The organism is Kitasatospora cinereorecta (assembly GCF_024172095.1).
GTDB lineage: Bacteria > Actinomycetota > Actinomycetes > Streptomycetales > Streptomycetaceae > Kitasatospora > Kitasatospora cinereorecta.
The window spans coordinates 259,180-279,197 of sequence record NZ_JAMZDX010000005.1 but is presented as its reverse complement, the minus strand read 5'-3'; the positions used below and the strand labels follow the sequence as shown (position 1 = coordinate 279,197).

Annotated in this window: 20 protein-coding genes; 14 read left to right on the top strand and 6 right to left on the bottom strand. The window is 74.2% G+C overall.

Features of this window, described 5'->3' with window-relative positions; genetic code table 11:
• Positions 1–29 precede the first annotated feature (29 nt).
• Positions 30–812 carry a glutamate racemase gene (locus FHR36_RS26900; RefSeq protein ID WP_253801159.1) on the top strand — a complete coding sequence of 261 codons (783 nt, stop codon included), beginning with the start codon at positions 30–32 and terminating at the stop codon, positions 810–812.
• Between the two features lie 312 nt (positions 813–1,124).
• Positions 1,125–1,853, top strand: a complete 729-nt coding sequence (locus FHR36_RS26895; RefSeq protein WP_253801930.1) for a tyrosine-protein phosphatase — start codon at positions 1,125–1,127, stop codon at positions 1,851–1,853.
• A gap of 8 nt (positions 1,854–1,861) precedes the next feature.
• On the opposite strand, the gene FHR36_RS26890 is transcribed toward FHR36_RS26895, so the two are convergent.
• Positions 1,862–2,842: a polysaccharide deacetylase family protein gene (locus tag FHR36_RS26890; protein ID WP_253801157.1), complete on the bottom strand. Its 981-nt coding sequence runs from the start codon at positions 2,840–2,842 to the stop codon at positions 1,862–1,864.
• 307 nt (positions 2,843–3,149) lie between these two features.
• On the opposite strand from FHR36_RS26890, the gene FHR36_RS26885 reads away from it, so the two are divergent.
• The 6 genes from FHR36_RS26885 to FHR36_RS26860 all read left to right on the top strand — a co-directional run bounded on the left by FHR36_RS26885 (position 3,150) and on the right by FHR36_RS26860 (position 7,641).
• A complete protein-coding gene (locus tag FHR36_RS26885; protein ID WP_253801155.1) occupies positions 3,150–3,410 on the top strand; it encodes a hypothetical protein in 261 nt (86 codons plus the stop codon).
• 203 nt (positions 3,411–3,613) lie between these two features.
• A complete protein-coding gene (locus FHR36_RS26880; RefSeq protein ID WP_253801153.1) occupies positions 3,614–4,438 on the top strand; it encodes a polysaccharide deacetylase family protein in 825 nt (274 codons plus the stop codon).
• The gene (locus FHR36_RS26875) at positions 4,431–5,594 is read left to right on the top strand and encodes a glycosyltransferase family 4 protein (RefSeq protein ID WP_253801151.1); all 1,164 of its coding nucleotides are present in this window, start codon (positions 4,431–4,433) and stop codon (positions 5,592–5,594) included. Before FHR36_RS26880 ends, FHR36_RS26875 begins: the two co-directional genes overlap by 8 nt.
• Positions 5,595–5,634: 40 nt before the next feature.
• Positions 5,635–6,309, top strand: a complete 675-nt coding sequence (locus tag FHR36_RS26870) for a sugar transferase (protein WP_253801148.1) — start codon at positions 5,635–5,637, stop codon at positions 6,307–6,309.
• Positions 6,310–6,466: 157 nt separating this feature from the next.
• Positions 6,467–7,072 carry an acetyltransferase gene (locus FHR36_RS26865; RefSeq protein WP_253801146.1) on the top strand — a complete coding sequence of 202 codons (606 nt, stop codon included), beginning with the start codon at positions 6,467–6,469 and terminating at the stop codon, positions 7,070–7,072.
• A gap of 77 nt (positions 7,073–7,149) precedes the next feature.
• Positions 7,150–7,641, top strand: coding sequence for an NUDIX hydrolase (locus tag FHR36_RS26860; protein WP_253801144.1), 492 nt, complete (start codon positions 7,150–7,152; stop codon positions 7,639–7,641).
• On the opposite strand, the gene FHR36_RS26855 is transcribed toward FHR36_RS26860, so the two are convergent.
• Positions 7,638–8,579 carry an NAD-dependent epimerase/dehydratase family protein gene (locus FHR36_RS26855; RefSeq protein ID WP_253801142.1) on the bottom strand — a complete coding sequence of 314 codons (942 nt, stop codon included), beginning with the start codon at positions 8,577–8,579 and terminating at the stop codon, positions 7,638–7,640. The two genes, FHR36_RS26860 and FHR36_RS26855, sit on opposite strands and share 4 nt — an antisense overlap.
• A 131-nt stretch (positions 8,580–8,710) precedes the next feature.
• Positions 8,711–9,220, bottom strand: coding sequence for a PTS-dependent dihydroxyacetone kinase phosphotransferase subunit DhaM (locus FHR36_RS26850; protein ID WP_253801140.1), 510 nt, complete (start codon positions 9,218–9,220; stop codon positions 8,711–8,713).
• Between the two features lie 221 nt (positions 9,221–9,441).
• Between FHR36_RS26850 and FHR36_RS26845 the strand changes: the two genes are divergently transcribed.
• The 3 genes from FHR36_RS26845 to FHR36_RS26835 all read left to right on the top strand — a co-directional run bounded on the left by FHR36_RS26845 (position 9,442) and on the right by FHR36_RS26835 (position 12,039).
• Positions 9,442–9,666, top strand: coding sequence for a DUF397 domain-containing protein (locus tag FHR36_RS26845; protein ID WP_253801139.1), 225 nt, complete (start codon positions 9,442–9,444; stop codon positions 9,664–9,666).
• A gap of 594 nt (positions 9,667–10,260) precedes the next feature.
• The gene (locus tag FHR36_RS26840; protein WP_253801138.1) at positions 10,261–10,755 is read left to right on the top strand and encodes a hypothetical protein; all 495 of its coding nucleotides are present in this window, start codon (positions 10,261–10,263) and stop codon (positions 10,753–10,755) included.
• 174 nt (positions 10,756–10,929) lie between these two features.
• Positions 10,930–12,039, top strand: coding sequence for an acyl-CoA dehydrogenase family protein (locus FHR36_RS26835; RefSeq protein WP_253801136.1), 1,110 nt, complete (start codon positions 10,930–10,932; stop codon positions 12,037–12,039).
• 45 nt (positions 12,040–12,084) lie between these two features.
• On the opposite strand, the gene FHR36_RS26830 is transcribed toward FHR36_RS26835, so the two are convergent.
• The gene (locus tag FHR36_RS26830; protein ID WP_380231305.1) at positions 12,085–13,071 is read right to left on the bottom strand and encodes an aminoglycoside phosphotransferase family protein; all 987 of its coding nucleotides are present in this window, start codon (positions 13,069–13,071) and stop codon (positions 12,085–12,087) included.
• A 615-nt stretch (positions 13,072–13,686) separates the two neighbouring features.
• Between FHR36_RS26830 and FHR36_RS26825 the strand changes: the two genes are divergently transcribed.
• The 3 genes from FHR36_RS26825 to FHR36_RS26815 all read left to right on the top strand — a co-directional run bounded on the left by FHR36_RS26825 (position 13,687) and on the right by FHR36_RS26815 (position 17,601).
• Entirely contained in the window at positions 13,687–15,162 is a 1,476-nt protein-coding gene (locus tag FHR36_RS26825) for a DNA-binding protein NsdB (RefSeq protein WP_253801132.1), read from the top strand.
• Positions 15,163–15,427: 265 nt separating this feature from the next.
• Entirely contained in the window at positions 15,428–16,867 is a 1,440-nt protein-coding gene (locus FHR36_RS26820; RefSeq protein ID WP_253801129.1) for a HEAT repeat domain-containing protein, read from the top strand.
• 32 nt (positions 16,868–16,899) lie between these two features.
• Complete coding sequence (locus tag FHR36_RS26815; protein WP_253801127.1) at positions 16,900–17,601, top strand: DUF1775 domain-containing protein; 702 nt, start codon at positions 16,900–16,902, stop codon at positions 17,599–17,601.
• 70 nt (positions 17,602–17,671) lie between these two features.
• Here the strand turns inward: FHR36_RS26815 and FHR36_RS26810 are convergent, their stop codons facing one another.
• Both FHR36_RS26810 and FHR36_RS26805 read right to left on the bottom strand, forming a co-directional pair.
• Positions 17,672–18,514 carry an undecaprenyl-diphosphate phosphatase gene (locus FHR36_RS26810; protein WP_253801928.1) on the bottom strand — a complete coding sequence of 281 codons (843 nt, stop codon included), beginning with the start codon at positions 18,512–18,514 and terminating at the stop codon, positions 17,672–17,674.
• 211 nt (positions 18,515–18,725) lie between these two features.
• Complete coding sequence (locus tag FHR36_RS26805; protein WP_253801125.1) at positions 18,726–19,949, bottom strand: serine hydrolase domain-containing protein; 1,224 nt, start codon at positions 19,947–19,949, stop codon at positions 18,726–18,728.
• Positions 19,950–20,018 lie beyond the last annotated feature (69 nt).

Sequence of the window (20,018 nt, the reverse complement as noted above, 5' to 3'; positions counted from 1 at the left end):
GACGACGCGGTCGAGTAGAGTCGTGCCTCGTGAAGATCGCACTGGTGGACTCCGGAATCGGCCTGATCGCCGCCGCCGCGGCGCTGCGCACCCTGCGGCCCGACGCCGACCTGGTGATCTCCTCCGACCCCGACGGCATGCCCTGGGGCCCGCGCACCCCCGAGGACCTGACCGAGCGCGCCCTCGCCTGCGCCCGCGCCGCCGCCGAGCTGCAGCCCGACGCCCTGATCGTCGCCTGCAACACCGCCTCCGTGCACGCGCTGGACCGGATCCGGCTCGAGCTCGAGCCCGGCATCCCGGTGATCGGCACCGTCCCCGCGATCAAGCCCGCCGCCGCGGCCGGCGGCCGGGTCGCCATCTGGGCCACCCCCGCCACCACCGGCAGCGCCTACCAGCGCAACCTGATCGCCGAGTTCGGCGGCACCGCCGACGTCACCGAGGTCGCCTGCCCGGGCCTCGCGGACGCCGTGGAACGCGGCGACGACGACGCCGTCGACGCGGCCGTCGCCGACGCCGCCGCCCGCACCCCCGAGCACACCGACGTCCTGGTCCTCGGCTGCACCCACTACGAGCTGGTCGCCGACCGCATCCGCGCCGCACTCGTCGGCCGGGCCACCGACCCGCTGCGGTTCTACGGCTCCGCGGACGCCGTCGCCGCCCAGGCCCTGCGCCGGGTCGGCGACACCGCCCACGCCCCGGGCACCGGCCGCCTCACCGTCCTGCACAGCGGCCGCCCCGGCACCCTCCCCCCGGCCGCCACCCACTACCCCGAGGGCCGCCTGATCGCCCGCACCGCCGACCTCCCGGTCTGACCCCCACCGACCGCCCAGGTCACCCCCAGGGGCACGAGGACCTGCGCGAACCGAAAGGCACCGCGCCGCACCCGCCCCCGGTCCCGTCGAAGCACCGACCCCAGCCGTCCAGGTCACCCCCAGGGGCGCGAGGACCTGCGCGAAACGGAAGACACCGCGCCGCACCCGCCCACTACCCGCACCACCCCCCCCGCGGCCGGCCACCCCCCGCCGAAGCACCCATCCCAGCCGACCAGGTCAGGAAGCCGCCGCCGAGCGACGCCGGGACCGGGTCTGACTGCTCGTCAGCCGAGGTCCTAGGCTGCCGGGATGATGATCAGGCACCTGGAGTTCGACCGACTGCACAACTTCCGCGACCTCGGCGGCTACCGCACCGCAGACGGCCGGACCGTCCGCCCGCAGCGCCTCTACCGCTCCGACTCGCTCGGCAAGCTCGCCGGCGACGACACGGAGCGCTTCACGCAACTCGGCATCCGGACGGTGATCGACCTGCGCTACCCCTGGGAGATCGAACAGGCGGGCCGCGCCCCGGAACTGCCCGGCGTGGACTGGCACAACCTGAGCATCGAGCACCGCCCGTACGACCAGGCGGCCCTCGGCCCGGACATCGATCCGGCGGTCTTCCTCGCCGGGAAGTTCGCCGAGGTCACCGAGGACGGCGTCACCGAGATAGCGGAGGCGCTGCGGGTGATCGCCGCCGCGGACAGCGCGCCGCTGGTGTTCCACTGCGCCTCCGGCAAGGATCGCACCGGCATCATCGCCGCCCTGGTCCTGACCCTGCTCGGGGTGGACGAGGAGCAGATCGTCGCCGACTTCGCCCTCACCGGCCTGGCCACCGACCGGCTGGTCGCCGACTGGCGCGAGCGTCACCCCGGCCGGGAACTCGGCTGGCCGGGCTACGGTCGCGCCCCGGCGGAGCTGATGGAGCGCTTCCTCGCGGACCTCACCGCCGCGCACGGCTCCCCGTACGCCTATGCCACGGCCACGCTGGGCCTGGACGGGAGCACCGTCCAGGCCCTGCGCGCGCACCTGCTGGAGTAGGCCGGTCGTCAGGCGGTGGCGCCCCGCCAGCGCTGCAGGGCGGGTTCGAGGCCGGAGAGGATGGTGTCGAAGCGGCGGGTGCTGGTGGTGGCCTCGACCTGCAGCCGGCTGATCCGCAGCGGGTGGGCGGGCAGGCGGGGGCCGAGCCGGTGGTCGGAGAGGAAGCCGACCCGGTAGCCGAGCTGTCGCAGGACCGAGTCGGCCCGCGGGTCGTACCCGCCGTCGGGGTAGGCGAAGGCGCTCGGCGCCTCGCCGAGCCAGCGCTCGAGTGCCAGGTGGGCGCCGGTGATCTCGGCGTGCACGGTGGCGTCGTCGCAGCGGCTGAGCGAGGGGTGGCCGAGGGTGTGGTTGCCGATCGCCACGTCGGCGTCGCGCAGGGTCCGCAGGTCGTCCGGGTCGAGCTGTTCCTGGTGCGGGGAGCGCCGGGTGGCGGAGACCCGCAGTTCGTGGAGGCTGCGCCGGCGGTCCGGGTCGGGCAGGGCCTTGAGCAGGGCGAGCACCCGGGCGGGGTCGCCGGTGGGCAGCAGGCGGGCCCGGCCGCCGTGCCGGGCGAGGAACGCCGCCTCGTGCCACCAGAACGGCTGGTCGGTGCCGATCAGCTCGGCGATCACGAAGGCGGCGGCCGGGATCCGGCGGGCGACCAGGGCGGGCAGCGCGTGGGTGAGGACGGTGCGGTCGGTGTCGTCGAAGGTGATCAGGACCGAGCGGGGCGGCAGCGGCCGCCCCTCGGCGACGGACTGCTCGACCGCCTGGAGCGAGACGGGGGTGGCGAAGCGGCGGAGCCGGTCGAGCTGGGCGGCGAACGAGCGCGGGTCGGTCACCCCGTGGAAGGCCAGTACCGCGAGCCGCTGGGCGGCGCGGGCGCGGAACAGGGGCTGGGCGGGGGAGAAGCGCAGCCAGCCGGCGCGGTCGCGCCGGGCGCGGACGGTGCTGGAGGTGGCGGAGGGTTGCAGTGGGGTGCTGACGGTCGTGGAAGCGGAGTACGGCACGGTTCCCCCCTCGGTCGCCGGCGCGCGGCGTGGCGGTACCGTCGGCAGGCGGAGCCCGGCCTCCGACTCCGGGCGCGGCGGCTCCGCCCCCGGATGATCCGGTCCGCCGTGGGGACTCCCAACCCACGCGACGGACGGCTCCTGGATCGCTCAATGTAGTGGAGACCGCCGACGGGCCGAGATGGTTGTACGCCGGACGGCGAGATTTCGTGGGCGTCCGCCGGACCGCCCCGACAGCCCCCGAATCCACCACAGTGGGTGCGTCGGCGGCGGGCCCGGGAGGGGTTTCCGCGTTACCGTTGAAGGCATGGCAGGCACGGGACGTCATCGAACGGCTACTCGCTGGTCGTGGCTGTGGAGCGACTGTGCGTTGCGGCGCCACCGGCTGCTGCTCACCCTGGTCGGAGCCGGGTGCGTGGCGCTCGGCATCGTGGTGGCCGTGGCGGTGCCGGACACCGACGGCCCGGCGTGGGCGATGGCGGTGGCCGGCTGCCTCGGTGCGGGCGTGCTCCTGCTGGCCCGGGTCGCGGTCGCGCTGATCCGCCCGAACGACGGCGCGACCCCGTAATCGTGCCTGTCGCGCCCCTGTAGCCGTTCCGATAAAGACGGCACGCGGACGCCAGAATCGGCCCCCATTCGGACAGGTCCGGTCGGACCGGCTGTTTTTCGGCCTCCCTGCTCACTTCTTTCACATTTCCGGGGCATCAGCCCCACACATCCCCCTACTGTGAACCTCGGCGCCGGGGAGGGCGCACCTCAGAGGGGGGAACCATGGGCACCACCCCGGCACCCGCCGGCCTCAGGACCCGGATCAAGCAGCAGCTCGCCCGCGCCGCCGGCTCCGTCCCCGGCGAGGGTGCGACGCTGCTCATCTACCACCGCGTCGGCGGCGGCACCGGCGACGAGCTCGATGTCGCCACCGCCGACTTCACCGCCCAGGTCGACCTGCTCGCCGAACTCCCACCCGGCCGCGTCGTCTCCATCGACGAGGCCACCGACCGCCTGCGGGCCGACCGCCGGACCCCCAGCACCGTGCTCACCTTCGACGACGGCTTCGCCGACGTGTACCAGAACGCCTGGCCGCTGCTGCGCGAACGCAACCTCCCCTTCACCGTCTACCTGGCCAGCGGCCACGTCGGCGGCGAGATGCGCTGGGAGGGCTCGACCGCCAAGGGCGCCGGAGCCCCCGGTCTCGGCTGGGAGCAGCTGAAGGAGATGGCCGCCTCCGGCCTGTGCACGGTCGCCAACCACACCCGCAGCCACGCCCGGCCCGAGCTGCTCAGCGCCGCAGAGCTGGACGGCTGCGGCGACGACGTCGAACAGCACCTCGGCACCCGCCCCCGGCACTTCGCCTACACCTGGGGAGTGCCCGTACCGCACATGGAGCACGCCCTGCGCGCCCGCTTCCGCACCTCCGCCACCGGCCAGGTCGGCCGCAACCTCCCCGGCCAGGACCCGGCCCGGTTCCTCCGAGTCCCGGTCCGCCGCACCGACCCGATCGACTTCTTCCGCGCCAAGCTCTACGGCCGGCTGGTCCCCGAGCGCACGTACGCCGGGATCGTCGCCACCGCCAAGGCGGTGGGCGCCCGTGCCTGAGCCCCGGCTGCGCGGCCCCGGCGGCCGCCCCCTGCGGGTCGCCCACCTCACCACCGTCGACATGAGCCTGCACCTGCTGCTGGCCACCGAACTCAAGGTCGACCTGGAGGCCGGCTTCGAGACGTACGGCATCAGCGCGCCCGGCCCGTACGTGGACCGGCTGCAGGCGATCGGGGTGCGGCACGAGCCGCTGCCCTCGCTCACCCGGTCCTGGCACCCGCGCGCCGACCTGGCCGCCGGCCGCGAACTGCTCGCGGCGCTGCGCCGGATCCGGCCCGACGTGCTGCACACCCACAATCCGAAGACCGGCGTCCTCGGCCGGGTGCTGGGCCGCCTGGCCGGCGTCCCGGTGGTGGTCAACACCTGCCACGGGCTCTGGGCCCAGGCCCACGACCCGCTGGCGAGACGGGCGTTCGTGCTCGGCGCCGAGGCCTTCGCGGGCCGCTTCTCGCACGCCGAGCTGTACCAGAACGCCGAGGACCGGGCCGCCCTGGCCCGCGCCGTCCCCGCCTTCCGCTCCCGGGTGGTCGGCAACGGCGTCGACCTCACCCGGTTCGAGACCGGCCCCGCCGTCCGCGCCCGGCTGCGCGCCGAACTCGGCGTCGCCGACGACGAACTGCTGGTCGGCGGCGTCGGCCGGCGGGTCGCCGAGAAGGGCATCCGCGAGTACGCCGAGGCTGCCCGGGCCCTGGCCGGCAAGGCCAGGTTCGTCTGGATCGGCCCGGACGACCCCGACAAGTCCGACGCCCTGCGCGAGGCCGAGCAGGGTGTCGCGTTCCTCGGCAGCCGCGACGACATGCCCGCCGTCTACGCCGCCCTCGACCTCTTCGTGCTCCCCTCCTACCGGGAGGGGTTCTCCCGCTCCGCCATGGAGGCCGCCGCCTGCGGTCTCCCCATGGTGCTGAGCGACATCCGCGGCTGCCGCGAGATCGGCACCCACGGCGAACACCTGCTGCTCACCCCGCCCGGCGACGCCCGGGCCCTGACCGCCGCGCTCGACCGGCTCCTCACCGAGCCGGGCCTGCGCGCAGAGCTGGGTACGGCCGCCCGTCGCCGCGCCCTGGATCGGTTCGACCAGCGGGCGGTGGCCCGGGTCTCGTTGCAGACCTACGCCGCCGTCGCCAGGGCGCGCGGCCTGCCCTGGACGGTCGGATGATCCGCCACCACCCACCGCACCACACCAGTTGGGGGGACAAATGAAGCGAGGGGGGGACCTCGCGGTCGCCGCGCTGGCCGGGATCATCGCGATCCCGCTCGGCCTGGTGATCGCCCTGCTGATCCGCTGCACCATGGGCGGACCGGTGATCTTCCGGCAGACCCGCACCGGCCGGGAGGGCAGGGAATTCCGGATCCTCAAGTTCCGTACCATGCGCGACAAGCGCTTCGACGACGAGCCGGACGCACCCCGGATCACCCGGCTCGGCGCCCTGCTCCGCAAGACCAGCCTCGACGAACTGCCGCAGCTGTGGAACGTCGCCCGCGGTGACATGGGCGTCATCGGGCCCCGGCCCACCCTGCCCGAGCAGGTCGTCCACTACTCCACCCGCCAGCGCGGCCGGCTCGCGGTCCGGCCGGGACTCACCGGCTGGGCCCAGGTCCGCGGTCGCAACTCCATCACCTGGCCGGAGCGGATCGAACTCGACCTCTGGTACATCGCCAACCGCACGCTCCTGCTCGACCTGCGGATCCTGGTCCTGACCGCCAGGATGCTGCTGCGTCCCACCGGGATCACCGCCGAGGGCGGGGTCAACCCGGGCTTCCCGATCCCCGCCCAGGTGCCTGTCGCCCAGGCCTCCGCCGCCGAGGCGCCGGTCCCGCAGCGGATCGTCCTGCCCCGCCAGCGGCTCGCCCCGGAGCAGGCGCCGCACTGACCGCCGGACCGCCGGCGCCGAACACCGGACGGCGCCGGCGGCACCCCGGTAGGCTCCTGCCACCGCGCCGAGAGCCCCCGAGAGCCCCCTTGGCTCCACGAGGACCGCACCGGGCCGCGGCCTGTGACCCGCCCCCGCCCGGAAGGACCACCACAGCATGCTCTGGATCGCGGGAGCCGGCGGTGTCGGCCGCGAGGCCCTGGACACCGCATTCGCCGCGGGCGTCCCCGTCGCCGGGTTCCTGGACGACCGGGCCGTCGGCCTCACCGTCCGCGGGCTGCCGGTCCTCGCCCCCGCCGAACTGCCGCCCGGCAGCCCGTACCTGATCGGCATCGCCGACCCCGCCGTACGGGAGCGGCTGGCCGCCCTGCTGGACGGCCGCGGCGGCCGGCCGGCCACCCTGGTCCACCCGCGCGCCCTGATCGCCCCGGAGACCGAACTCGGCCCGGGCTGCCTGGTCATGGGCGGCGCGTACGTCTCGTCCTCGGTCCGGCTCGGCGCGCACAGCCAGGTGCACTACAACGCCACGGTCGGCCACGACACCGTGCTCGGTGACCGGGTGACGGTCTATCCGGGCGGCAATGTGTCCGGGTCGGTGCTGCTGGAGGACGACACCACGGTCGGCTCCAACGCCGTGGTGCTGCAGGGCCGCAAGATCGGCCGGGGCGCCTTCGTCGGCGCCGCCGCCGTGGTCACCCGCGACGTGCCCGCCGGGACCACCGTGATCGGCTCCCCGGCCCGGCCGCTGGTCCGCGACGCCTGACAGCAGACAGCAGACAGCAGACAGCAGGCAGCAGGCATCGGGGGCGGGACGCCCGGCGCAGGCCATAGGCTCGGCCCATGGCCATTCCCGAGTTCCTCGCCGACCTCCGCGCGATCGTCGGCACCCGCCCGCTCTGGCTCTCCGGCGTCTCCGCCGTCGTCCTCGACGAGCAGGGGCGGGTGCTGCTCGGCCGCCGGACCGACACCGGCCGCTGGTCGGTGATCAGCGGCATCATCGACCCCGGCGAGCAGCCCGCCGACGCCGCGGTGCGCGAGTGCCTGGAGGAGACCGGGGTGGTCGTCGAGCCGGAGCTGCTCACCTCGGTCACGGTCTCGCCGATGCTGGACTACCCGAACGGCGACCGGGCCCAGTACCTGGAGCTGACCTTCCGCTGCCGCCGGGTGTCCGGGGAGGCGAGGGTCAACGACGACGAGTCGCTGGAGGTCGGCTGGTTCGCCCCGGGCGCGCTGCCGGAGCTGGACGACAGCGCCCGCACCCGGGTCGAGCGCGCCCTGACCTGCACCGGCCCGGCCTCCTTCGACCTCGCCACCCCGGCCCGGGCGCGCTAGACCACGGCCGAGCCGGTGCGGAACCACTCCGTGGTCCGCTCCAGGCCCTCCACCAGCGGGACCGGCACCACGTCCGGGAACAGCTCGCGCAGGCGGGTGTTGTCGGCCTGGGAGTCGCGGACGTCGCCCGGCCGCGGCTCGGTGTGGACGGTCTCCAGCGGTTGCCCGAGGACGTCGCCGAGCCGGCCGATCAGCTCCAGCAGGCTGGTGCGGGTGCCGAACGCGAGATTGACCGGATCCGGGTGCACCACCTGCCGCAGCACGGCCTCGGTCAGCACCTGGGTGACCGTCCCGACGTAGGTGAAGTCGCGGCTCTGCCCGCCGTCGCCGTGGACGGTCAGCGGCCGGCCGGCCAGGGCGGCGTCCAGGAAGGACGGCACCACGGCGGCGTAGGCGTGGCCGGCCGGCTGCAGCGGCCCGAAGACGTTGAAGAAGCGCAGCGGCAGCACGCCCAGGCCGTAGCAGTGGTGGTAGGCGGCGAGGTAGGACTCGGCGGCCAGCTTGGAGACCGCGTACGGGCTCATCGGCGCGGTGCGCATGGTCTCGCGCTTGGGCAGCTCCCGGTTGGCGCCGTACACCGAGGACGAGGAGGCGGCCACCGTGTACAGGCCGCCCGCCCGGCGGGCCGCCTGGAGGACCTGAAGGGTGCCGGTGGCGTTGGCGTGGTGGCTGGGCACCGGGTCGGCGATCGAGCGGGGCACCGAGGGCAGCGCGGCCAGGTGGACCACCGCGTCGGCGCCGGTGAACGCCTCGTCCAGCAGGTCGGGGTCGAGCACGGACCCCTCGAGGAAGGTGACGGGCAGCCCGTCCAGGTTGGCTTTGCGGCCGGTGGACAGATCGTCCACCACGCGGACCTGGCCCACCTCCGGGTGGGCCACGAGTGCTCGGGCCAGGTTGGCCCCGATGAATCCGGCGCCGCCGGTGATGACCACGCGCATGTACAACTCCCCCCAGCCACGGCCGAGTTTGGCCTTGTCATCGATCGTAGCGAGCGGTTCGGGCCGCCGGGCGAAAACGCGACTGTCGACTCCGGAAGGGGAGAAACCGTTCAGCTGAGAGGAGAAAACGGTCAGCGCTTGTGCTCGCGGTAGGTCTCCTCGGCCGCGTCCAGCACCGCCGAGAGGTCGCCGCCGGCGGTGGCGGTGACCACCGCGGCCACCGCGCCCTCGACGAACGGCGCGTCGGCGAACCGGACCGGGAAGGGCAGCCCGTGCTCGTCCGCCTCGGAGAGCAGGGCCAGCACGGTGGAGACCGCCTCGCCCAGGTCGCACAGGACGGCGACGCCGTGCCCCTGGTCCACCCGGCGGGCCGCGGCGGCGATGAGCACGGCGCTGATGCCCAGGCCGTCGGCGATCGAGCCGCCGGTGGCGGCGACCGGCGCCGGGTCGTCGGTGTTCGCGACCGCCAGCGCCAGGTCCCGGGCGGCCGCCGCCAGGTCCTGGCTGTGGGAGACCAGCACCACCCCGACCCGCCCGTGCCCGGCCGGCCGGGTCGGCCGCGGGACGGGCGCCGGGTGCGGGGCCGAGGGGGCCGTGGTGATGGGGATGACGTCGGCGCGGGTGGCGTCCCGGCGGTCCATCGGCTGCTCCCTGGGGCCTGCGGTCGGCGAGAGTCGGGTACGGGGACCACTCTGACAAGTCCGCCCGGCCCGACGGGCGGGACACGCCCTAGCACACCGGGCTGCCCCCGGGCGGGCTGTTGCCCCAGTTCGACCGTCGCGTGGCGGGTCTGCGCGCGATCCGCCGTTCGGGTGGCACCGCGTGGTTACGCTGGCATTCGGACGACTGGGAGGAGCACGACATGACCACCGACACGGCGGCTCGCGGCAAGGTGGAGCTGGATCTGACCGGCGCCGAGTGGCTGTCCGGCAGCCAGGGCCGGGGCGAGGTGCAGATCGCGTTCGTCGAGGGCTACATCGCGATGCGGGACGGCACGGACCCGGACGGGCCGGCGCTGATCTTCACCCCGGCGGAGTGGCGGGCGTTCGTCCTGGGGGCGCGCGACGGCGAATTCGACCTGACCTGAACCCGAGGTGTCCACAGTGTGGACACCGAGGTCACAGTTGAATTCTGATGGACCGGAACTTGTTGACTGTTCGACAAGCCTGGGATCACAGTAAGAGCAGGCAGACGCCGTGCCGACCGCCCCCACGCGGTCGTGCACGGCGCCCGCTGTGCTGCCCGTCACCGGCGCCGAGGACGGGCCTCCCCAAGCCGGCCGCACCAGGGTGCGACGCCCGCCGCAATGGGAGTCGGTCCCGCGTCCGGGTGCTACCCGGCAGCGGGGCCAGTGGCCCGGGATCCGCACGCCCCCACGCGGCGGTATTCCCGGGCCGAGGCTCGCGTGTGCGACGGGCTGAGGGCCCCACGCGAACCTGGCCTGTGGTGTGGAACATTGGAGCAGGTCTTTCGCACGACGTCTGTGCAGTGAGGAAACGCGTGCCACTGCACGCATGCGACATGCCACCCCCCGGTGGGGCGAGCCCACAGTGGCCGTCGTGCTGAACCGAACGTAGCCCGGACGGTTGCTCAGAGTCAACATTGGTCCCTGAGCGTAGATCTCGGCCTGATGGCGGACCCGCCCACTGGGCAGGCTGCACCGGCCACGTACGATGGTGTCATGTCATTTCTCCGCCGTCGCTCCGGCGCCCCCGCCGGCCCGGACTTCGACGTGCTCGCGATGGATCCGGGCGACTGGCCCGGCTACTTCGGGGCCATGATGATGACCGGCTCGGACGGCTCCTGCCAGGGCATCTTCCTGCGCTACGACCTGCTCGGCGGCCGCGGCCCCGCGATGCTGATCGGCAACCTGCCGGAGGGCTCGCCCGCGCGCGAGTCCGAGGACGGGGTGCCCTTCGAGGTCCGGCAGCTGCTCGCGGCCCTCGAGAACGAGGAGCAGGTCGACTTCCTCTCGGCCGAGGACTTTCCGGTCATGCTCGGGGACGACCTGCTGATCGTGAAGAAGGTCAAGGTCACCGAGGAGCGCCTGTACTGCTCCCAGTTCGGCCGCAGCGACGGCGTCCAGGTCACCATCGCCTCCTGGGACCGACCGATTTCGGACGACCTCTACCAGCTGCTCAAGCCGCTGCCCGCGGAGATGTTCCAGCAGGGTTAGGGGCCTGTCTCCAGATGCGACCACGCCCACGGGTGCTCACCCGGCGCATCCATGTCGACCTGAAGCGCACCCCGGGCGCGAGCTGTCCGGCGCACTGAGAGTTTCGGCCATTCCCGTACGCGCCCGCCGGCGCCGTACGCCGACTTCAGTCGCCCGCCCGGAGGCACACCCGTCATGACCAGGACCGTCCCCAGCCCGGACGCCCGCGCCGCGATAGCCGACGCCCTCGCCCGCCTGCCGCGGGTGGTCGACCTGCTCGCCGCCCGCGCCGAGGAGCACGACCGCGACGGCACCTTCCCGTACCAGGGCATCGAGGCCGTGCACGAGGCCGGCCTGCTCACCCTGACCGTCGGCCCGCGCCACGGCGGACCCGGCGCCACCCTCGCCGACACCGTCCAGGTGCTCGCCCGGCTCGGCCGGGGCGACGCGTCGGTGGCGCTGCTCACCGCGCCCACCCTGCTGCTCCACGCCGAGCAGGCCCGGACCGGCGCCTGGCCGGCCGGGCTCTACCGCCGACTCCTCACCGAGTCGCGGCGCGGCCCCGCCCTGGTCGACACCCTGCGCGCCGATCCGCCCGCCGTCACCGCCCACCGGGACGGCGAGGGCTGGCTGCTGAGCGGCCGTCAGGCCGACTGCCCCGGCGCCGAGGCGCTCGCCTGGATGGCCGTCCGGGCCCGGACCGACGAGCCGCAGCCGCGGGTCGGCCTGTTCCTGGTACGCGGGGACAGCGCCGGAGTGGAGATCGATCCCGGCAGCGAACTGATCGGACTGCGTGCCTGCGCCCTGCACGACGTGGTCCTGGACCGGGTACGGGTGAACCCGGAGGCCGCGGTGCGCCTCGCGCCCCCGAGCGGTCCGGACCGGACCGCCGAGGCCTGGCGCGAACTGGCGCTCGCCGCGGTGCTGCTCGGGGTGGGCCGGGCCGCGCAGGACTGGCTGGTCCGCCGGCTCGGCCGGGGCGCCCCGGCCGGAGCGCCGTGCCACCGGGCCGCGCTGGGCGAGCTGGAGTGCTCGCTGATCGGCGCGGAGGAACTGGTGCACGGCCTGGCCGCCCGGGTCGACCGCGGTGATCCGGCCGCCCTGGAGCGGACCGGTGCGGCCGGGCTCCTGGTCAACCGCACGGTCACCGCGGTGGCCCGGGAGGCCGTCGTGCTGGCCGGCCAGGACGGTCTGAGCCGGCGTCACCCGTTGGAGCGTCACCTGCGCGACGCGCTGAGCGGACGGGCCCACTTCACCGCCGAGGACCGGGTCCTGGACGCGGTGGGCCGCTCGCTCCTGGGCTGATCCGATGATCTGATCCGGCGCGCTGATCCGGCCGGGGGCGCGCGGTCAGCGGGTGCCGACGGCCGCCCGCACCGCGCGCCGGGCCAGCGCCGCGTCGTCGTACAGCCGGCGGATCATGATCCGCTGCTCCTCGCCCGCGCCCGGGACGTCGTGCAGGCGGATTTCCCGCATCAGCACCAGGACCAGGTTGACCAGGAAGGCGTCCCGGGCCAGGGTGCCGCCCGACTGGGCGAGTTGGCTGATCTGCCGGCGCGCCGCGGTGTCCCCGGAGAGCACGCTCCACAGCACCGCCAGGTCGTAGCCGGGCAGGTACCAGCCGGCCTGCTCCCAGTCGAGCAGCACCGGGCCGGAGGGTGCGAGCAGCATGTTGCCGAGCAGCGCGTCGCCGTGGCACAGCTGCCAGGGGGTGGCGGCCAGGCCGTGCAGCAGTCCGCGCAGGTCGCCGGCGTCCCGGTCGGTCAGCTGGCCGACCGAGTGGAAGCGGGCGATCTCCAGCTGGTAGTCCAGCGGCCGGCCGAAGACGTCCGCCGGCGGGCGCCACAGGTTGAGCGTGCGGACCGCGCCCAGCACCGCGCGCACCTCGCCCGGGGTCGGCGCGTTCACCGGGTGCCGCTCCCGGGACGCCGGCCGGCCCGGCACCCGCTCCAGCACCAGCACGCAGCGGTCGTGGTCGGCCGCCACCAGCCGGGGCAGCCGCACCGGCGGGCGGTGCCGGACGAACGCCCGGTAGACCGCGACCTCGTGGTGGAAGCGCTCCACCAGCTGCTCGGCCTGCGGGCTGCGCAGCGCGCCCGGGGCCAGGCACTTGGCGACCACCGGGGCGCGCCCGATGGTGCCGGCGATGAGGATGTGGCGGCTGCCCTCCCGGAGCACCTGGCGGGGGAGGAAGGCGGGACATATCCGCGCGATGTTGGCGAGCACCGCCCGTACCGCGGGAGTCTGCAGTGCCGCCGGGTCGACCCGGTCCACGAAGGCCTCGGCGGTGCGGCCGGCGAGCACCCGGGCGCCGCCGGGCCGGACGCCGGCCTCCATCGGGCGGGTGACCAGGGTGGTCCGGGCTCGCGGGTCGCGCAGTTCGGCGGAGCGCGGGGCGGGACGGCCGCCGGCCGCGGTGGGCGGCCGCAGTCCGGTCCTGGCCTGGCTGGCGGTGTGGCGCGCGCTGCCTCCGTCGGGGCCGACAGTGGTCGACGGGAGGGCGCCGGTGCTGGCTGCGGAGTACATGGGGTGGTGAGGGTCCCTTCCTGGCCGACGGCGTGGCTGCGGTTCCGGCGGTGCTGCGGTGGTGAGGGTGCCGGGTCCGTCGGGTGGGGCGCGGGCGCCGGGCACGGAGGCGGCCGCCCGGGCCGGCTCGCACCCTGGGGAATGCGGACCGGTCCGACTGCCGTGCCATGCCCGGCGCCCCCGCGCCACCCGGGCGCGCCACCCCCCGTGTCGTTTCGCACGGACGGCCGTTGACGGTACGTCGGGTGAACTCCCGCCGTGATCTCGGGCCTTCCCGACGCGGGGTCGGGGTGGCGCATTCCTACCTGACACCCGATCGCCACTGGCACACCACGTAGCGCACCCTGGCGAAGCCTGGCGAATGGTCGCGTGGCATAGGCCAGAGACCTTAATGTCGATGCCAGCCGAGGAACCTGGGGGCTTCACGTGGCATCGAAGCAGCCGAACACCCGACTCGCCGACCTCTTCGCCCTGACCGGTTGGTCCAAGGGCGAACTGGCCAGGCTGGTCAACCGGCGGGGCGCGGCGATGGGCCAGCAGCAGCTGTCCACCGACACCTCGCGGGTGCGGCGCTGGATCGAGCAGGGGGAGGTTCCCCGCGATCCCGTGCCGAGGGTGCTGGCCGCCGTGTTCACGGAGCGGCTCGGCCGTGTCGTCACCACTGAGGATCTCGGTCTGGAACGACACCGGCCCACCAGGTCCGGCAGCTCAGCGACACCGCCGGCAGTGCCCTGGGCGCCGGATCGGACGGCCGCGGTCCTCACCGAGTTCACGGGAATGGACCTCATGCTCAACCGACGCGGTCTGGTCGGCGCGGGCGCCGCGCTCGCTGCCGGCACCGTCATCGCCGACAACCTCCACGACTGGCTCACGGGTGAGGACGTGGCGTACGCGGCCGGGCGTCCCGGTCCCCGCCAGGTGATCACCCAGGGCGGCGCGCTGCCCGTCATCGACGTCTACGAACCCGGACCCGTCGGCAACGACGAGGTGGCCGCCCTCGAACGCTCGGTCGAGGTGTTCCGCGCCTGGGACGCCTCGCGCGGCGGCGGCCTCCAGCGCAAGGCCGTGGTCGGCCAGTTGAACGAGGTCGGCGGCCTGCTCACGCACACCCACACGCCCGCGGTCGAGCGCCGGCTGTGGACGGTCGCCGCCAACCTCGCCGTCCTGGCCGGCTGGATGTCCCACGACGTCGGCCTGGAGCCCACCGCCCAGCGCTACTTCGTGATCGCCGCCCAGGCCGCCCGGGAGGCCGACGACCGGCCCAGGGCCGGCGAGGCGATCTCCCGCGCCGCCCGCCAGATGCTCCACCTCGGCCGGGCCGACGACGCGCTGGAGCTGATGCGCCTCGCCCAGGCCAGCGCCGGCGACCGGGCGCTGCCCCGCACCCGCGCCATGCTGCACACCGTCGAGGCCTGGGCGCAGGCCTCGCTCGGCCGCTCCGACGCCACCCACCGGGTGCTCGGCGAGGCCGAGGAGCTGTTCGTCCAGGAGCCGCAGGACTCCGCGCCCAGCTGGATGCAGCTGTTCAACGAGGCCGAGCTGCACGGCATGCAGGCACTGGTCTACCGCACCCTCGCCGAGCACGACCCGGGCGCCGCCCGGCTCGCCGAGCGGCACGCCCGGCAGGCCATCGACCTGCGGCAGGAGACCGGCCGCGAGCGCTCGGCGCTGCTCGACCGGATCACCCTGGCCTCGGTCTACTGGATCTCCGGCGAACCGGACGAGGCGCAGGTCCAGGCCAAACTGGCGCTGGCCTCCATCAACGACACCTCCTCGCTGCGCACCTGGGACCGGCTGCGCGAGATGTACCGGCTCTCGGCCCGCTACCAGGGCCTGCCGGCCGTCGCCGAGCTACGGGACGAGATCGACGCGGTGATGCCGGTCCGGCGGCGGACGGTCTGATCCGGACCGCCTTTCCTTCGTGATCCGTCCGCTTTTCGCGGTCCGTCCGCGGCTGCGGATCGCGGGCGGGAGAATCCAGGGGAATATGCCGATCCGGTACGGAGGGTCCGGTTCCCGAGCCGGATCCGGTCGCCCTGTGTGCGGATCGGCCCCCCAGGCGGTAACCTTCGGTGATTCCGGCGCCCGGGCGCCTGAGCTGGACCAACCGACCCCGGCGACGGAAAATCCCGTTGCCTCGACGACCGCCGCAACGGATGCTGACCTCATGTTCGAGCCAGTGATAGCGCCCAGCGCCAGCCTCCTCGGCCTCCTGCAGCGGGGCCGCGGTGACGGGCAGCTGCATGCGTTGGCAGCCGACCGGGGCGAGGCGATCGCCGCGCTCGAGGCCTGCGTGACCGACGATCCCCGCGCCGACTGGCAGGTCGAGAACCGCTCCTTGTACTACGCGCGCCTCTACATGGAGCTGGAGGCCCCGCTGACGGGCCTCGAGCTCCACCTCACCTCACCCGAGGACGCCCGGGACGACGACGAGGCCCGCACCGGCCTCGCCCTGTCCGTCCTCGGCCACCTCGCCGCGTACGGCCGCCGGGACGCCCTCGACCTGCTGCGCCGCTACGTCGCCACGGGCAGCAACTGGGCCTGGGCGCTGGACGAGCTGGCGCTGCGCGACGACGACCGTTCCCTGCTCGCCCTCGCCCCCGACGTGCTCGGCCGCTTTCCGGCCGACCCGGAGGGCGACGCCGAGCTGCGCGCCGCCATCCGTTCCGCGTACGAGCCCCGGCCCTGGCGGCTGTGGGCCGCCCACCACCCCAGAGTCGCCACCGCGAGCGAGCAGTCGCCCTTCGACCTGTGGCAGCGCCAGCTGAACCGGCCCGGGGTCACCCCCGGCTGGTCCACCTCCGACGTGCTGGCCTGGGCCGACCAGGCGGAGTCCGGGTCGAAGGCCGACCTGTCCGCCGTCGCCCGCCGCGCCGCCGCGGCCGCCCGCTGCCTGACCGCCGTGGTCCGCCCCGAGGACCGTCCGCTGCTGCTCACCGCCGCCGAGCGCGGTGAGCCCGGGGCCCGGATCGCCGCCCTGCGCCACCTCGTCGAGCAACGCGACCCGGCCGCCGCCGCCCTGATCGAGGGCGCCGCGTCCGACGTCGACTGCCGGATCGTCGAGGCCGCCCTGCAACTGCTCGGCCGGATGCGCGGCCCGGAAGCCCTCGCCCACGCCCGCCGCTGGGCCGACCAGGGCCCCGGCGGCGCCGACAGCGCCCTCGCCGACGCCGCCGTGCAGCTCCTCGCCGACGCCGGCGAACCCTGCGACGCCGCCCTGGTGGTCGCCGGACTGCGCCGGTGGATCTCGGTCCGCGGCGTCACCGGAGCCGGACTCGGCACCCTGGTCGACGGTGCGGGGCGGCTGGCCGCCGCCGCAGCCGTCCCCGCGCTGCGCCACGTGTACGGCGAAGCCGTCTCCTCCGAGCTCCGCGGCCGGGCCGCCCGCGCCCTGGCCGAGACCGACCCGCACTTCGCCGAGGGCCCCGCGGTCGAGTGCCTGTGGGACTGCGAGGAGGCCACCCGCGAGCTGGCCGCCCACCACGTCACCACCACCGGCGACGCCCGCGTCCTGGAACGCCTGCGCCGGCTGGCCGCCGACCCGGCCGAGGAGGCCGAGGTGCACGCCGCCGTACGCGGCCGGCTGACCTCCCGGGAAACGCGATAGGCGCCGCCACCCGGCGTGTACTGTCGACTTCCATGCAGCGAACCCGTCTCCTCGCCCGCGTCCTGACGCCGGTCGCCGCCCTGGGCGGCACGCTGGCCCTCGCCGTGCCCGCCTTCGCCCACGTCGAGGTCGAGGCAGACCACCCGCAGGCGCTCGCCAAGATCGTGATGATCGATTTCAACGCCGAGGGCGAGTCGGACACGGCCGGGATCACCGAGATCAAGGTCGCCCTGCCGACCGGCATCGCCTCCGGCGACATCGTGCTGACGTCGGCCCCGTCCGGGTGGAAGCTGACCCCCTCCGAGGGCGGCTACACGGTGTCCGGGCCGGCCCTCGCCCCCGGCGCGGACGCGAAGTACGCGATCAAGGTGATGCAGTTGCCGGACGCCAAGGAGCTGGCCTTCAAGTCGCTGGTCGGCTACTCCGACGGCCACGTCGACCGGTGGATCGAGCTGCCGCAGGCCGGGGTCAAGCCCGAGCACCCGGCGCCCGTGCTCACGCTGAGCCCGGCCGCGCCCGGGTCCACCCCGCAGGCCGCACCGGCGGCCTCGCTTCCCGCTCCGTCCGTCTCCGCGTCCTCCGGCGCGCCGGCGGCTCCGACCGCCGCCACCCCGGCGGCGGCACCGGCCGCCAAGACGTCCTCCGGCGGCTCCGGCGTGGTGGTCGGCGTGGTGGTGGCCGTCGTGGTGGCGCTCCTCGCCGCTCTGGTGTGGCGCCGCCGCTCCGCCCGCTGACCCACCCACGGATACGGGCCCGCCGTTCCCCCGGAGGGGAGCGGCGGGCCCGTTCGTGTGCGCCAAGCCGTCAGTGGACCGCGCCGGCGTCCGGGGCCAGGAAGCCCGTGGTCACCAGGCCGATGATCAGCACACCGAGCAGGATCCGGTACACCACGAACGGCGTGAAGCTGTTGTTCGAGATGTACTTCAGGAACCAGGCGATCGCCGCGTAGCCGACCACGAAGGCGATCAGCGTCGCCAGGACGGTCGGCCCCCAGGCGGGCGCCGGCCCCTCGCCGATCTTGAACAGCTCCAGCACCCCGGACGCCAGCACCGCCGGGATCGCCAGCAGGAACGAGTACCGCGCCGCCGCCTCCCGGCTGTAGCTGAGCAGCAGGCCCGCACTGATCGTGCCGCCCGAGCGGGAGACGCCCGGTATCAGCGCCAGCGACTGGGCGAAGCCGTACCCGAGCGCGTGCGGGAAGGTCAGCGCGGTGATCGGGCGGGCACTGCGCACCGCCCGGGTCCGGTCGGCGAATGCCAGGATCACGCCGAAGAGGATCAGCGTGGTGCCGATGATCCGCAGGTCGCGCAGCTGGGTCTCGATGGTGTCCTGGAACAGCTTGCCCAGGATGCCGATCGGCAGCGTGCCGACGATCACGAACCAGCCCATCCGGGCGTTCGGGTCGGAGCGCAGCTCCGGCTTGACCAGCGAGGCCGCCCAGGTCGAGATGATCCGGGCGATGTCCTTGCGGAAGTAGATCAGTACCGCGGTCTCGGTGCCCAGCTGGGTCACCGCGGTGAACGCGGCACCCGGGTCGTCCCAGCCCAGCAGGGCGGAGGAGACCCGCAGGTGGGCACTGGAGGACACCGGCAGGAACTCGGTCAGCCCCTGGATCAGGCCGAGCACGGCCGCGTGGAACCAGTTGATCACCGGACACCCGCCAGGGGTATCGGTCGGTCGCAGCGCATCAGGCGTTCCTGTCCGTCGTGGTGGTGGCGTGCGGCGCCGACACCCGGGCCACGACGCGCTGGACGGCGCTGAGCACCGTCCGGCGCGGCTTGATGATAAGCGCCCAAGGTGAAGCGCTGCTGTCCGGCGGGTCAAGACGCGGTATCGCCGGGCAGCAGCGCCGCGTGGACTACCCCTGCGCGGGGAGGTCGTAGACGTGGTCCGGGGTGACGATCCGGGTGATCGCCTGGGCGAAGAGGGTGCTGGGCTCGTTGCCGTCGTGCAGGATGTCGGTGTTGATCAGGACCACCAGGGTGGCCTTCTGCTCCGGCAGGTAGACGCTGACCGCCTCGTAGCCCGGGATCGAGCCGTTGTGGCCGATCCAGCCGTGGGTCTCGAAGATGCCCAGCCCGTACCCGGTGCCGGGAAAGCCGGTGGGCAGGAACTTCAGGCGCTCCGCCTGGGTGGCCGGGCTGAGCAGGGTGCCGGTCGCCATCACCTTCGCCCACCGGTGCATGTCGCGCAGGTTGGAGATCATCGCGCCGGCGGACCAGCCCCAACTGGTGTTCCAGCCGGTGGCGTCGACGGTCTGCCCGTCCAGGGTCTGATTGGTGTAGCCGTGGGCGTGCGGGTCGGGGAACTCGGCGCCCACGGGGAAGAGCGTGCGGTACATGTGGGAGGGTTCGGTCACCCGCTCGCGGACGAGGTCCGCGATGGGCGCGCGGCCCAGCTTCTCGGCCACCAGGCCCAGCAGGATGTAGTTGCTGTTGCTGTAGTTGAACTGCGCCCCGGGCGGGAAGATGTTGTCGTGCTTGTAGCCGTAGGCGAGCAGCTCCTGCGGACTGAAGTACCGGGTCGGGTCGCTCTCCAGGGTGTGGACGAACTCCTCGTCCGCGCTGTACGAGAACAGACCGCTGCGCATCTCCAGCAGCTGGCGGATCGTGATGTGCTGACCGTCGGGAACGCCGTCGACGTAGTCGGCGATGGGGTCGTCCAGCCCGACCAGGCCCCGGTCGACCAGTTCGAGCACGGTGGTGGCGGTGAAGGTCTTGGTCACGCTGCCGATCCGCATGAACAGGTCGGTGCTCATCGGCTGGTCGGTGGCCTTGTCGGCGACGCCGGTGGCGCGCACATAGGTGCCCTGGCCGGGCATCCACAGGCCGACGATCACACCGGGCGTTCCGGTCTCCTGCCGGACCTGGTCGATCGCCGCATCCAGCTTGGCGGTCACCTCGGGGCTGAAGCCGCCCGGCGGGCAGTCGTCGTCGGGCCGGTGGGAGGCGGCGCCGGCCGGCGCGGTCGCCGAACGGGCCGGTCCGGTGACGGCCGCGGCGGCGGGGGAGATGGTGAGCGGGACGAGGGCCGAGACGGCCAGCAGCGCGGCGCCGAGCCGCAGGGAGGAGGTGCGTCGCATCGCGGGGGAGTTCTCCGAACGGGAGGGACGGACGGTTGCCCGTCCACGTCAACACCCGCTCCCGCTCCC